Consider the following 13,805-nt stretch of genomic DNA (forward strand, 5'->3'; position numbering starts at 1 on the left):
CTCGGCAGCTGAATTTGGTCGGGGCCACCGTGGTTCCCCGAGCTCGGTCCTCACCGCACCGAGGGGTGCGCACGCTCTCCAGGAAAGGACGCCGGCCATGAACGGCACCGCCACCATCAACACACTGCTCAATCACATCGCGGCGTGGAGCCGCCCCGCAGGATTCGCAGTCATCGTGATCGCCGGGCTGTGGTTCTTCGTCGTGCACGTAACGAAGAACAAGTTCGGTCCTGCGGCGATCGCCACCGCACTCGTCACCGTCGTCGCCGCGGCCGTGATCGTGTGGTATCTGCCCTCGTTCATCAGCGTGGGCCGCAACAGCGGAAACGAGATCACCGGCCTCAATCCCGGCGGCACGGGCGGCACCTACGGGTTGCCGCTGCTGGGCGTCGGTGTGCCGGAACTACCAGATTCGGGGCCGGCATGAGCGTGGTGAAAGTGTTCACCGGCGCACGCCGGTTCCCGATCATCGTCGGCAAGTTCACCAACGGCCGGCCGATCCCCCTCGGCCCGTACTCGTTGACGCAGATCATCACCGGAGTCGGCATCATCGCCGGATTCCTCATGCTCGGCACCGTGACGAACGCCGGCCCGGTCACTCTGGCGGTGCTGTTCGTGATCGGAACCGTTCTGGGTGCGGCAGGGGTTTACGTGACCGGACGGATCACCTTCGACGGCATTCCCATGACCCATCGGCTCCTGCGTGAACTGGATCTGCAATTGTCCGCCGGCCCGATCTCGACCGCCGAGGAACTGCGCCCCCTTGGCGAGGAGGACCTGTTCGTCGTCGGCGGTGACGAAATCGTTTTCGAGAACACCGCCATCGCCGATTCACGTAACTACGTGAAGAGCGGGGGCCACCGATGAGAAGGACACGGTTCAAACAACCCACCGTGCATGTCAACGGGCATCTGCAGCTGACCCGTACCGGCGTGGTCACGGCCACCTATTTCGTGACGCCACTGGACTACGGGCTGCGCCCTGATGACGAGAAGGAATCCATCGTCGCCCCGGCGCACAAGAGCCTGATTCAAGCTGTGCCCAGCGGCACGGTGTTCCTGGGCTTGGTGGCGCCGATGGACATGCGTCAGGTATTGCAGGCCATGATCGGTGCCGCTGATATCGACGAACTCGAAGAGTACGCCGAGGAGTGTTCCGCGGCCTACAACCGACTGCTGTTCGATGTCCGGCCCGAGACTCGTGTGCACCTGATGTGCATGCCCGTGCTGAACCCACCCTCGATGGGATCGGCACTGACCAAACAGCTACGCGGCCGTGAACACCACGGCGGGCGACTGCTCACCGGCGAGCAAACCCGCGCCGCGCTGGCCAACGCCTCCTCGATCCTGTCGAAGATCGATGACGTTTTCGGGTTCCATCCGGTCCCGTCCCAGCTGTTCGCGTGGCTGTGGGAGCACAACCTCACCCGCGGCGTGGGGATGGTGCCCCCACCGATCGACGGCGACGGGGCCGCACCGTCCGGCGGGATCGGCACGGCAACAACCCGCGCGGCATTCGAACCCGCGCTGCTCGATGAAGGCGCACGGACCGACCGTCCTCGGCACCGGCGACTGGCGTGGCGGTTGCCGAACTCGCGATCCCCGGTGTTGAAGATTTTCCGCGAGGATCCACTCGAGCCACCGAGCTATCAGACGATGCTCACGATCAAAAGCTTCCCCTCCGGCGGCATGGCCTTTCCCGGCGGATCGGAATTCCTGGCCATAGTCGACGGTCTCGACCTCGGCGGCGGTGACGATTCCTCCTCCGTGTCGGTGGACTGGGCGATGTGGGTCGAACGCCACAGCGCCGAGGACACCATCCGCAAGAATTCCGCAGCACTACGGCGGCTCGACGAGCAAGTCGGTCAACGTGAACACGAAGCCTCGTTCGCGGCGAACTCACTGCTGGACCGCGGCATGCAACTGGGCGAATACACCGGCCATCTCGAGGCCAACGACGGCGAATCCGAGGTGGTGTTCACCGTGGCCCTCGCGCTGGGCGCGATGAGCCACACCCAGCTGCAGCAGGCGGCCGATCGAATCAGAACTGCCTACAAGAAATCCCACATCGAATGGCGTCAACCGATCGGCGCACAAGTCGATCTGTGGAGCTTGTTCCACCCCGGCGCGGCGGCACCGGTCGCGTGGGAAAACTTCAGCCACATCACACCGAGCGACTTCTGGGCCGGATTCGTGCCGTTCACCAGCGCACGCGTCGGAGACTCCAGCGGCCCGGCGATCGGGGCGAATCTGCTGTCGGGGCACTTCGAGCCGGTTCATCTCGATCTGATCGACCATGTCGTCAACGACTTCTCCGCCTGCGTCGCCTGCTCTGGTGACCTCGGCAGCGGAAAGAGCTACTTCTTGAAGAGCCGTTGTCTGGACATCGTCGATCTCGGTGGGCAGTTCCTGGCCATCGATGGCACCGCGATGAACGAATACGGGCGGCTCGCCGCCGCGATCACCGATTCCACCGAAGTCGACCTGGCCCATCCTCGTGTCTCGCTCGATCCGCTGCGCATCTTCGGCAACGACCATTCCACCGCGGTCACGGTCAGCCTCGGCACATTGCTGCCGCTGCTGGGCACCGACCCGATGTCGGACCCGGGCATCCTGATGGCCAATCTTCTCGCTCCATCGACCCGGCGCGAACACGAGATCACCAGCATCCCCGCTCTGCACCGATACCTGGGCGAGTACACCGATCGACACCCCGGCGACTCGGTCGAAGCCACGCTGCTGCGGGCGATGAACGCGATCGCGCATCTGGCCCCGGTCCTGTTCGATCCCAGCCTGCCGGTACTCGAACTGACGACTCCGGCCACGGTGGTCCGCACCCACGGCCTGGATCTACCGAGCTTCGATGAGATGAAAGAGGCGCATCTGTATCGGCGGATGGGTGCACCCAAATTGCTCGGCCAGGCCATGCTCGAACTCACCGCTGTCCTGGCCAGCCGGGCATTCCTGCAACCCAACGGCCGCTTCGGCGCACTGGTCACCGACGAAGCACACCGGCTGACCGGATCCCCGATCGGCACACGGGTGATGCGTGATTTCGCCAACGACGGCCGCAAGAACGGCGCCGGCCTGTTCATGGCCTCCCCCAAACCCCGCGAGCACTTCCGGGGTGTGGACGGCGACCTGGTGCCGATCCGGCTCGGTTTCCGTCAACCCAACCCAGACCTCGCTCACGCACAGCTGGAGTGGCTCGGCATCGATCCCGCCACGAACCCGCACCTGGTGAAGACAGTGCGCTACGGGCTGTCTCCCATGAACGCCAGCGGAAAGGTCAGCCCTGGCCGCGAGGGCGAAGCCATGATGCGCGACGGCCGCGGACGTATCGGGATCATCAAAACCTTCGGCCCCGCCCGCCAGCACCGCATCGACGCGATCAACACCACCCCCTCGCTGCACGGACGGACCTCATGATCCTGACCTCTGTACGTCTGCGCTGGACCCGGCTCCCCGACGGCGAGTGGGACTTCGCGACACCACTGGCCCGCCAGCTCGCGGGCCGTTTCATCGCATGGATGAACGCCACCCGGTGGCGCCGGTGGATCGGCTGGCCGCTGGTCCTGACCCAAATGCTGCTCGTCACCCTCACGATCGTGGCCCCCGACGCCGCGGCCGCCACCACGATGTCGGCGACCTCATGGACCGGGGTCACCGACAGCTACGGCGTACCGGCGTCGGAGTACTTGTTCAGCACCGATCACGGCTCGGCATGGCATCCGCTCAACATCGGTTCGAGCAACCTGCTGCAAATGGAATTCGGCCTGTTCCTGGCCATCACCATCACCGCGATCTGGCTGTTGTCCTGGACGCTGAGCTTCCGCTGGCTCGACCTGCTCCACAGTGTGACCGTCCAGATCAACACCTCGATGGACCGCACCATCCTCGTGCCCGGCCTGTTCTTGCTTTGCGCCAGCATCGGCGCACTGGTGATCGGCTTCGCGTTCACTCGCGGCCAAATCTCCAAGGGCACAATCCATATCGTGTCGGTGCTGGTGCTGGCCATCCTCGGCATCACCATCTTTGCTCATCCGGTCGAGCAAATGCTCAGCCAGAACGGTCCGCTGATCGCCGGGCGCGACATCGGGCTCTCCATCGCGGCCGGGCTGACCGGCAACGGCAACACCGATGCACAAACCACCGTCACACAGTTACAGGGCAACCTGGTCGACCACGAGATCCGCCACCCACTGCAGCTCTGGAATTTCGGCCAGATCATCGACTACGAATCGCCGATGTGCAGCGACGACTGGTCGGCTGCCGTGCGCAGCGGTGACGAGGATCGGATCAAGAACGCGATGCGCGACTGCGGCTCCCCGACCTCTCGCGAGATGAAGATGCGGGCCGATCGCCCCAACGGCCCCCAGATCGGCACCGGATTCGTGTTGCTGGTCTTCAGCACACTGCTGCTGGCCTTCGGCGTCGTCTTCTCGCTGCGGATCCTGTGGTACGGATGCAAAGCCGTCGGAATGGCGGTGCTCGCGCTCCCGGCCTACGCCGCCTCCCAGATCCCCGGCGCACCACAGGTGTTCTACCTGCGTTGTCTCGCCGACGCGGTGATGTCGGCGGTGTCGATGGCCGGCTACATCATCTTGCTCGGTGTCTACTCGCTGGCGCTGAAGTCGGCGTTCGAGGCAGCCAAAACCAATGGCATCGCAGTCATTTTCCTGGGCGCGGTCATCATGGTGCTCGGATTGGTCGCGGTCCGGCGCTTGGGACGCAGCCTCGACAACGGGTCCAAACAGCTCACCCGCGGGCTGGCCAAGTCCACCGGCAACACCGCATCAGGGCCGGTCGAAGGCGCCGGACCGGGTCACCGCCGACACCACATGGGCCCGTTGTCCTCAGCAGCCCTGTGGTATGTCTCCCCGCAAGGGCGGCTGGCCATGGCCGCCCTGCGCGGCGCCAAGCACACCATGCCCAACGGGGCGCCCGGGACGGGCTCGACGCGACCGGCCCAGCGACAGGGTGCGACTAGCGGGTGGCCCGGCATGAGCGAGGCAGCGGCCAAGCGGTTCCGGGGCGCCACTGTGCATCACCGGACGCTGGGTCAGCGGGTTGTCGAGATCCCTGCCGACCACCCCCATCATCCCGACCATCCTCACCATCAGCCCCGACCCAGCACGCGCGCCGGCGGCGCCAAACCCACCCGCACACAGTCCGGTGATGCAGCGACGGGGTCGGATCCGGTCAGCACCACCGCGGCGACCGCGACCAGATCTCGGCGTCGGACCTCGACGTCCAAGACGAGCACCACAGAGCCCAGCCAGCTCAGCGTCGACTCGCCGTCGACGGCGGGTCCCACCCGTCGCGAGATCGAGCCCACCCCGCTGCCGATGCACGACCCGCCGCTGGAGCGTTCCGAACGCCAGGCCGACGGCGGTCATGTGGATGCTGCTGATCCCGAGCCGGCAGCGGACTCCCCCGAGGCGGGCGACACCGACGCAGCGCCGGAGACGGCCGCACCAGATCCGACACCGTTCGGCCCGCCGCGGTCCGCGCCGCCCCAGGGTCCGGCACCCGAGCCGCCGGTCGAGTTGCCGCCGCCAGGAGCGACGCCACCGGCGAACGAGAGCCAATGAGCCAGCAAATCTGGGCTCGGATGGCACGCCCGGACAAATAAGGCCACAAACGATGCCAAGATGCGAACAGGCAGGACGGAGGTGATCAAGAGATGACAAAAGTGCTGCTCATCGCCGGTGCGGTGCTCGCTGCCCTGGTCGCGGCACCGGTGCTGATGGTGACGGTCCTCTTACCCGGCAGCGCAGGCCTGGGTGAGGGCCTCACCGACAGCTGCCCCGAGCAATTTCCCGCCCTCGACGCATCCTCACTCGAGCAGCCCCGGCCCGCCGCAACGACAGCTTCCCCCGCGCCCCGGACGACACCCTCGCCGATCACACCGACCAGTGCCGCGGATCAGTGTGTGCAGGCGTTGCTGACCGATGCGGTGGCCGGGCCGCAAGGGCGTCAGGCCGCGGTCCTGGCCTTCGACCAGCTGGGCCTGGCTGCTCGTGCGGGCGCTGGCTCGCTGCAGGGACCGACCGAGGACGCGTGGAGTGATGTGGCGCTGGCTCGCTATGTCATCTACGCGGCCAGCGCTCACCGCATTGTTCTGCCGGAGTCCGTCGCCGCTCAAACCGGCTACGGGCACCCCGTAGACATCCGCGAGAGCGCCGCAGGCGATCTGGTGTTCAGCCTCTCGATGCCGGGCCGCGCCCTCGATCACGTTGCGGTGGTGCTCAATCCGGCCCTGGTGGTCGACGTCCCGGTCACCGGTGGCCGGGTTGTCGTCGCGGCGTTCCCCGCCGACGAGTCCGTTCTGGTGAAGCGAGTCCTGCGATGAACCGCGAAAGGCAGGTGCACGATGACCAGCCCCGATGACATTGCCTCGGTCGAAGGACACGGCGGCGGACTGCAATTCGGCGCCTATCTCGCCCACGACCAAGACACCCAACACACCGGTGAGGAGGACCCGCGCCGACGCCGCGAACCCGGACGCCCGCCCACCCCGTTTACCCCGGCGCCACCGCGCACCGCCAATGACCCCGATTCGGGGCGGCCCGCTGGTGGCACGCCCGACCCGAGCGCTGCGCCGGCAACCGGACAACCATCCTCGCCGGGCCAACCCGGTGCGACGCCCGCCGCGCCGGGAACCCCGGTCCCCGCGCCGATGCCGAACCCGATTCCGGGGGCACCGACTCTTACCCCCGCTCCCGCTCCTGCTCCCGCTCCGCCGATGGCCGATCCCGGCGCACCGGCGCTGCACGTGGAAACGCCCCTCGGTTCGGCGACGCTGCAGGCACCGCCCCCACCCCAGCTTCCGCAACTGAGCCCTGAGCAATTGTCGACCTTGACCTCGCTGGCGCCGACAGTGCTGTCGGCGGCGCTGTCGCTGCCCTCGACGGTGCTCGGCGCCGCGATGAGCGTCATGGGGGCGTTGACGATGTTGCGTCAGCAATTCGGCACCGGAGAGCCCACGACCGCCGATCCTGCGATCTGTCCTGCAGACCCGCTCTACGCGGCCCTCGACGCCGCCGGCAATTCCCTCGGCTGGTCCGGACCGTCGAGCACCGCGCACGCCGATGCCACCGTCGAGCAGGACATCGTGGTACGCGCCATTGTCGATCTCGATCAGCGATTGCACGCGATCCTGGGCAAGTCCGCCCATACCGTCCGTGATGGCCGACGCAAGATCGACGAGATCATCAGCAGGACCGACGCCACTCTGATGACTCTTGCTCCGGTTGCCAACACCATCGCCGGTCAGACCGCCATCGTGAACACGATCAGCCAAGCCCTGCAGCAGGGCAGTGCTGTCGTCGCCGACGGCGTGCGTGCCTCGACCACCAACGCCACCTCCACCGCCACGCTGTCGAGCACCCCTCGTGCTCGCGGCGCCCAGCTCACCTCCGGACCTGCCTCCCACACTCCGAGCACCCGCCGCAAGCCCGCCGCCCGCAACGTCGAGGAGGCCATCAACGCGGCCCTGGACCATCTCGGGATCACCGACCCGCGCGCCCGCGCCCGGTGGGCGATCGGCTACCGCACGCTCATCGACCGCGAATCCACCGGCAACCCCGATGCCGTCAACGGCTGGGATTCCAACGCTGCGGCGGGACAGCACTCCCGGGGCTTGACTCAGTTGATTCCCGCCACCTTCCGGGACCATCACGTGGCGGGCACCAGCACCGATATCACCGACCCGACCGCCAACGTCGCGGCGTCGATGCAGTATGTGATGAGCCGCTACAACGTCAGCCCCGACGGCACCGACCTGGCCTCGAAGGTGCAGCAGGCAGATCCGACCAGGCCCCCGCGCGGATACTGATGACCGGCTCGGCGACCCGCACCGATCCCACCGCGATGCCGGTGGAACTGCTGGTGCCCGCCGGAGGCCTGGTGTTCGGATTCCTCGCCTGGCAAGCCCTGCACCAGCCGTTCTCGGAGTGGGCACTGCGCAATCACCTGTTCAGCACCGATCCGATCATCGAGTTCCCGGGAGCGGGCCTGGCCCACACCGGGCCGACGTTCGCGGGCCTGGTCGCCGCCGCGGCTCTGCTGCTGGCGTTGGTCTGCGCGGTCGGCACGATCATGAGGGTCATCGGGTGGTGGCATGCTCGTTTCGATCCTTCCGCCACGGACCGGGATCGGCGCCTGCCCAGGTTCACCGCGGCGGCCACCGTAGCGTGCACCACCGACAGCGCGGCGACCGTGGTGCTGACTGCGCTCACCGCAGGAGTGATCCACCAGTACCTGGTGCTCGTGGCCGCGGCAGTGGCCGCGACGGCGGTGACCAGCATGGCGGTGGTGCTGGTCCGACCGCGCGTGGAGCGGATCGAGCTGCTCGATGAGCTCGCCCACGCCCTCTACCCTTACCTCGGCTATACCAAGCTGCCGAACCATCGGTTCCTCACCGCACGCGGGTGGGACACCAACACCCCTCACAAACTGACGCTGTCCTTCAACGGACGGCTCGAACGCCTCCCCAAGGTACTCGGCGAGCACCTCAACGCCATCCTGGAGGGCAACTACGTCCTGACCACCGACCGCAAGGCCCGCCGCATCCACGCCACGTTGGCGACCGAGGGCGATGCGACTCCGACCTCGATCGCGCGGCTGCGGGACAAGATTTCCCAGTCGACGATGTTCGAGGCTGGTGCCACGGTCACCGATATCCAGCCGACCGGAACGCCTGATTTCACCAGTTTCGTTGTGCGCCACAATATTTCACACAAGCTGGCCGGTTCGGTGCGCACCCAGTTGATCGAACGCAAGATCTCCGAGATCCTGCCCGGACGCTGGCGCGCCAGCTGGGATCACGAAACCGACTCCGTGCGATTCAGCCGACGCCCGGAGTTCCCGGAGCAGCTCGCGCCGCTGCTGCCCAAATCGCCTCCGAAAAGCGCTGCAGAGGCCATCGCCCGTTACGACGAGACAGTGTTCGTCTTCGCCGACACCGAGGACGCCGAGGACGTCGTCTGGGATCCCAAGCGGTTCCCACACGCACTGTGCATCGGCACGTCCGGGTCAGGCAAAACCGCCACGACGCACACGATGATCACCCAGGCCGCCCAGCACCAGTGGCCGATATTCATCTTCGATTTCAAGGGCACCGAGTTCAACGCCTACCGCGAATGGCCCAACGTCCAGATGGTGATCACCGAGGTCGAAGAAGCCATCACCGTGATCGAGCACCTGTATCAGATCATGATGCGGCGCTACGACAAAGGCAAGGTCGATCCCAGCGCCAAAAAGAACGCACTGCCGTTCCTGATCGTGGTCGACGAGTTCACCGAGCTCGTCGACCGCATCAGGGAGTTCTACGCCGACAACCGCGATCCTCAGCGACGCGGCCCGGCCGAGCCCCCCACGCTCACCCAGTTCTATTCGATGGCGCGGCTGGCCCGCACCAATCGCATGCATCTTTTTGTCGGCTTGCAACGCCCTGATGCCTCGATCATGGCCGGTGAGGGCCGTGACAACTTCATTATGAGAATTTCGATGGGAAAACTCAGCCGGGTGGCTGCGGACATGGTGTGGGAGTCCATTTATATCGGTCGCACCGTTCCACCAGGGAAACGAGGACGCGCCACCGCACGCGATCGCGGCGGGACACCGGTGGAGGTCCAGTGCCATTTCACCCCGGACCCGGACGATCCGAGCTCAGCCGCGCAGCGCATCATCACCGCATTGCGGCCCACGGTCCGCTCTTACGACCGGCTGCTGGTTGTGCCGTCCTCGCAGATGGCCGACAAACCAGGCTCTTTCGACGGCTACCGGCATCTGGAAATCGTGCGCGCAGTCGATCGACCCGACCTGGATCCGTTGTCCCCGCAGTACTTCCGGCTCGCCGAGCTCTCCGCGGTGGATCCCTCGGCGCCGATGACCCCGACCAAGTCCACACCTGCAGCCGGGCACGAACCAGCCCTGACGATGGTCAAACCGCCCGCCGCCGCGGCGAGGAAACTGGCCACCGATCCGGTCGAAACCTGGTTCGGGGCGCTGGAATCCGAGCCGGAGCCCACGCCGATCACGCGGCTCGAGCCCGGCGATTGCCTGCTCTACGACATCGAACCCGAGCGGTGGGTGATCCTCGAGGAAGCGCCCGCCATCGACGAGGACACGCGCTTGGCGTGTCTGTTCGTGCGCGACCCCTACACCGGCGAACAAGAGGTACGCGAGATCTCCGTCGACGACACCGTCTACGTCCGTGCCGAAAAACCCGAGGAGGTGCCAGCGTCTCCGGCCGCCTGACCGCGCAGTCTCGATACGATGGAACGTCCCACCAGTGGGACACAAGGACCCTCTATTCGACAAAAGGAAACCGACTGATGGCAACTGCGAAAACCGTTCGAGAAAATGCAATCAAAGCCGCCCAGGAACACCTCAGAGCTCGTGCCGATCTGATCGGTGATCTCGGCGAGGTGCTGCAGCGGGCCGCCGACGCCGAAGCCGCCCTGGAAGAGATTCGCAACGACATTTCCGACGCCTACGACAAGGCCATTGCGGGCGGCTGGAAACCCGATGAGCTCACCGCGATGGGTTACACCAGGCCACGGAAACCGCGCAAGCAGAAGCCCGACACCAACGCCACCGCCGAGCACAGCAGCAAATCCGCCACTGCCGCCCCCACCGGCAACGGCGCCACTTCGCCGATGTCGGCACCGTCCACGCCTCGGACCGAGCCCGTGCTCGCCGGTGTCACCACGGCGACGACCAGCCCCCACGAGCCCGGTGACTGACGAGGTCGAGGCGCTACTACAGCGTCTGCGCGCAAGCTACGGCGACGGTGCTCCGGTCCGCGGCGACGCTGACGCGTCGGCCGAGGCCTCCACCGTCGCCGATCAGCTGCGCGCCAACGACGCGACCACCACCACGATGTCGGGCCAGGGTGTGCGCTCCTACACCACCACCGCGCACGAGCAGATCGCCGGAATCGAGGATCTCGCCGACCGCGACGACGCGGCAGGCCAGATCGTCGACAGCTCAGCTACCGACACCACGAGCGGGCGCACCGCGCTCGATGCCACTACCGGGCAGTATCTGCTCGGGCGTGCGGTGGTCGCACCGGTCACCCGAACTCCGGCCGGGGCCCTGGCGATGCTCAAACTCAAGCACGGCGCCGTCTCCGAGGGCGCCTCGGTGCTCACCCGCGACAGCCAGTACTCCGCCGCGCGCGCCGCGCTGGTCCGTCAACTCGCCGCCGAATACATCCGCCGCGTCCAGCCGATGACCGGGCCGATGACGATGGCCGCAGGTGCCGGAATGGGTATACCGGCCACGATGGCGTCCTCCCTCGGCTCGCCGGTCAGCGCGCTGATGGCCTCCGCGCCAGTGCTGCGCCAATCCCGCCCGCGCGCACAGTCCACGCCCGGCCCGGCCGGTCTGTGGTCCGGCGGTAATGCCCCGGCCCTGTCCACGGGTGGTGCCGCGGCAGGTACCCGGGTCGTCGATGCTGCCCGCGGTGCGTTGCGCCTGCCCTACGTGTGGGGCGGCGGATCCCTGACCGGGCCGACCGGCGGCGGCTACGACTGCAGCGGCCTGACCCGGATGGCGGTCTACCAGGCCACCGGCGGACATATGGAATTGCCGCGCACCACCTACGACCAGATCAAGCTCGGCCAGCGCGTCGCACCCGGGCACGAAGCACCCGGAGACCTGGTCTTCAGCAACTTCAGTGCGCGCGGGCCCGAACACGTCCAGATCTATGCAGGCAAGGACAGCTCCGGAAACGCCATGGTCATCGAGGCGCAGCAGTCCGGAGTGCCCGTCAAATACAGCCCGTACAACCCTGCGGGCGCCGTCGTCAAGCGCGTCGTCGAGTAGGAGAGCATCGCCATGGCACCAGAACCGCAGAACCCGCCTCCTGCCGGCCAGCCCTCGCCCGGTTCGATCATCGAATGGCGCGGGCGCAGGGACCCCACCATCCGCGAGCCCGGCCACGACGTAGGCCCCACACCCAAGCCGGTGCCGGGGAAGTCCGAACCCGAACCCGTCGAGGTACGCATCCCCCCGGGCGCGCCGAACCCCTCCGGCCCGGTGTCGTTCCCGCTCCCGCCGGGCAGCCCGGTGCTCGAGAACAAGGATTTCGAGGCTGCGGTCGCCAGACATCTGGCACCAGGGCAATCGATGACGCTGCCCAGCGGTGCGACCTTGACCATTGGGCCCACCGGTTCGTGGATCGTCACTGCGGCCCCTCAATCGGGCCCGACCAGCGGACAACCGGCCCCGGAGCCCGGTTCCACCCAGCCTGGCACGACCCAGCCCGACCCACGCAACGACGAGCCCCGCAAATCGGCCACTCCCGCGCCGACGATGCAGTTCCCGCCGGGCACCGACGCTGATACCCAGCACACGGTGCAGGCGGCGATGGACAGATTGTGGGCGGCGCTGGGTCGGTCCGCGCCGGTCACCGCAGAGCCGGCACCGGTGCCTGGCGGGGTTCCCAAGTCAGACCCCGGCATCGGCGGGTACGGCAACGTCGTCGACGGGCAACGCACGGTCCGCGACCAGTTCGTCGCCGCGGAAACACGCCTGGCGCAACTACTCGCCCAATCGGCACAGAACACCGAGACCGCCCGCAAAGCGGTATTGGATTGTGTCGAGGAGTTCAACACTGCGGTAACCAACGTCGACACGAGCACCCCAGCGGGACAAAAGGTCCTGCTCACCCGCATCCAGACAGCACTGGACACCGCCCAGAACGCCGTCCAACAGGCCCTGACCAACTCCCCCAAGTCCGCACCGACCGTGCCGAAGGACGGCACCGACGGCAAGGACACCCCCGTCCCTGTCGAGCCCGCCGCGCCAGGCACCGACGGAGGCTGGAAGAACGACCCGACCGTAGACACCGATCCCGATCCCTTCGGTGCCCCATTGGATTCCTATCCTTCGCTGACAACCGGCGACCCGTACGAGGCCAGCCCATACCCTATGAGTCCGTTGCCGATGAACCCCTACGCGATGAACCCTTACGGCGCCGGCATGTACGGTGCGAATCCAATGGGTGCGAATCCGTTGGGGGCCAACCCATTAGGCACCAATCCCCTGGGCACCCTGCCTGGGCTGCTGCAGGCGCTGTCGGGCATCCCGCAGAACTCGGCGCCTGCCACCAGCCCCTCACCCGCTACGACCGCGCCGAGTCCGGTTCCCGCAGCCCCTGCCACGGCAAACAGCCCCACGGGCGCCTCGGTGGTCCCCGAGGCGACAATGGCGCCACCGCCATCGACCACCACCGCCGTTCCTGGGACGGCCCCGGCACCACCCAGCGCGCCGACCACCACCGATCCCGGCGCCACGGCACCGAGCACGGCCCCCTCGCCCCCCGCGGCCGCCGAACCGAACGACCACCCCGGCACCGATCAGCCCAAATCCGCCGAGGCAGCAGCCGAGAACACCTCCACCGTGAAACTCCCCGACGGCAGCGAGCAGCAGGCTCCGAATCCGCAAGCCGCGCAGGCGGTCCGGCAGGCACTGCTCAACGCCGACAACACCGGCGACGCAGCCCAAACCGCCTACGCGGGCACCGGTGTCAACCTGCCGGCAGGCCGTGACCCCGGCGCACCGGTGGATCCGGCCGACCTGGCACCGGGCGATGTCGCGGTCTGGGGCGACCACACCGCGATCGTGGCCTCCCGCGGGAACCTCATCGATCACGGCAAGGTCGTTCCGATCGCCGAGCTGATGAACACCGGCGCGGACTTCAAGGGCTTCTTCCGCCCCACCGACACCACAGCCCCTGCCACCACGCCGGATTCGGCACCACCGGCGAGCAAGGGGTGAGACGTGCCCGGG

10 protein-coding genes are annotated in these 13,805 nt (G+C 67.2%); all 10 read left to right on the top strand.

Annotated features, from left to right (window positions below; all coding sequences use genetic code 11):
- The first annotated feature begins 97 nt into the window (after positions 1 to 97).
- The 10 genes from NA11_RS25365 (at position 98) to NA11_RS25410 (ending at position 13,793) form a co-directional block, all read left to right on the top strand.
- On the top strand, positions 98 to 427 hold the full coding sequence (locus NA11_RS25365) for a hypothetical protein (RefSeq protein ID WP_069164501.1): 330 nt from the start codon (positions 98 to 100) through the stop codon (positions 425 to 427).
- Positions 424 to 867: a hypothetical protein gene (locus tag NA11_RS25370; protein ID WP_069164502.1), complete on the top strand. Its 444-nt coding sequence runs from the start codon at positions 424 to 426 to the stop codon at positions 865 to 867. Before NA11_RS25365 ends, NA11_RS25370 begins: the two co-directional genes overlap by 4 nt.
- Complete coding sequence (locus NA11_RS25375; protein WP_069164503.1) at positions 864 to 3,428, top strand: ATP-binding protein; 2,565 nt, start codon at positions 864 to 866, stop codon at positions 3,426 to 3,428. The genes NA11_RS25370 and NA11_RS25375 overlap by 4 nt, the downstream gene beginning before the upstream one ends.
- Positions 3,425 to 5,593 (top strand): hypothetical protein, encoded by a 2,169-nt coding sequence (locus NA11_RS25380; protein WP_069164504.1) that lies wholly within the window; start codon positions 3,425 to 3,427, stop codon positions 5,591 to 5,593. The genes NA11_RS25375 and NA11_RS25380 overlap by 4 nt, the downstream gene beginning before the upstream one ends.
- 92 nt (positions 5,594 to 5,685) lie before the next feature.
- Positions 5,686 to 6,354 carry an NlpC/P60 family protein gene (locus tag NA11_RS25385; RefSeq protein ID WP_069164505.1) on the top strand — a complete coding sequence of 223 codons (669 nt, stop codon included), beginning with the start codon at positions 5,686 to 5,688 and terminating at the stop codon, positions 6,352 to 6,354.
- A gap of 21 nt (positions 6,355 to 6,375) precedes the next feature.
- On the top strand, positions 6,376 to 7,839 hold the full coding sequence (locus NA11_RS47075; RefSeq protein WP_084655057.1) for a transglycosylase SLT domain-containing protein: 1,464 nt from the start codon (positions 6,376 to 6,378) through the stop codon (positions 7,837 to 7,839).
- Positions 7,839 to 10,265, top strand: coding sequence for a type IV secretory system conjugative DNA transfer family protein (locus NA11_RS25395; RefSeq protein ID WP_069164507.1), 2,427 nt, complete (start codon positions 7,839 to 7,841; stop codon positions 10,263 to 10,265). The genes NA11_RS47075 and NA11_RS25395 overlap by 1 nt, the downstream gene beginning before the upstream one ends.
- Positions 10,266 to 10,342: 77 nt before the next feature.
- Positions 10,343 to 10,753 carry a hypothetical protein gene (locus NA11_RS25400; protein WP_069164508.1) on the top strand — a complete coding sequence of 137 codons (411 nt, stop codon included), beginning with the start codon at positions 10,343 to 10,345 and terminating at the stop codon, positions 10,751 to 10,753.
- A complete protein-coding gene (locus tag NA11_RS25405) occupies positions 10,746 to 11,837 on the top strand; it encodes a C40 family peptidase (protein ID WP_069164509.1) in 1,092 nt (363 codons plus the stop codon). Before NA11_RS25400 ends, NA11_RS25405 begins: the two co-directional genes overlap by 8 nt.
- A gap of 12 nt (positions 11,838 to 11,849) precedes the next feature.
- A complete protein-coding gene (locus tag NA11_RS25410; protein ID WP_069164510.1) occupies positions 11,850 to 13,793 on the top strand; it encodes a hypothetical protein in 1,944 nt (647 codons plus the stop codon).
- Positions 13,794 to 13,805: the final 12 nt, after the last annotated feature.

It is taken from the genome of Nocardia altamirensis NBRC 108246, from assembly GCF_001612685.1.
GTDB classification, from domain to species: domain Bacteria; phylum Actinomycetota; class Actinomycetes; order Mycobacteriales; family Mycobacteriaceae; genus Nocardia; species Nocardia altamirensis.

Coding starts and splice junctions, on each gene's coding strand:
- NA11_RS25385 (WP_069164505.1), top strand. CDS start 5,686: ATGACAAAAGTGCTGCTCATCGCCGGTGCGGTGCTCGCTGCCCTGGTC.
- NA11_RS25365 (WP_069164501.1), top strand. CDS start 98: ATGAACGGCACCGCCACCATCAACACACTGCTCAATCACATCGCGGCG.
- NA11_RS25375 (WP_069164503.1), top strand. CDS start 864: ATGAGAAGGACACGGTTCAAACAACCCACCGTGCATGTCAACGGGCAT.
- NA11_RS25370 (WP_069164502.1), top strand. CDS start 424: ATGAGCGTGGTGAAAGTGTTCACCGGCGCACGCCGGTTCCCGATCATC.
- NA11_RS47075 (WP_084655057.1), top strand. CDS start 6,376: ATGACCAGCCCCGATGACATTGCCTCGGTCGAAGGACACGGCGGCGGA.
- NA11_RS25380 (WP_069164504.1), top strand. CDS start 3,425: ATGATCCTGACCTCTGTACGTCTGCGCTGGACCCGGCTCCCCGACGGC.
- NA11_RS25400 (WP_069164508.1), top strand. CDS start 10,343: ATGGCAACTGCGAAAACCGTTCGAGAAAATGCAATCAAAGCCGCCCAG.
- NA11_RS25395 (WP_069164507.1), top strand. CDS start 7,839: ATGACCGGCTCGGCGACCCGCACCGATCCCACCGCGATGCCGGTGGAA.
- NA11_RS25410 (WP_069164510.1), top strand. CDS start 11,850: ATGGCACCAGAACCGCAGAACCCGCCTCCTGCCGGCCAGCCCTCGCCC.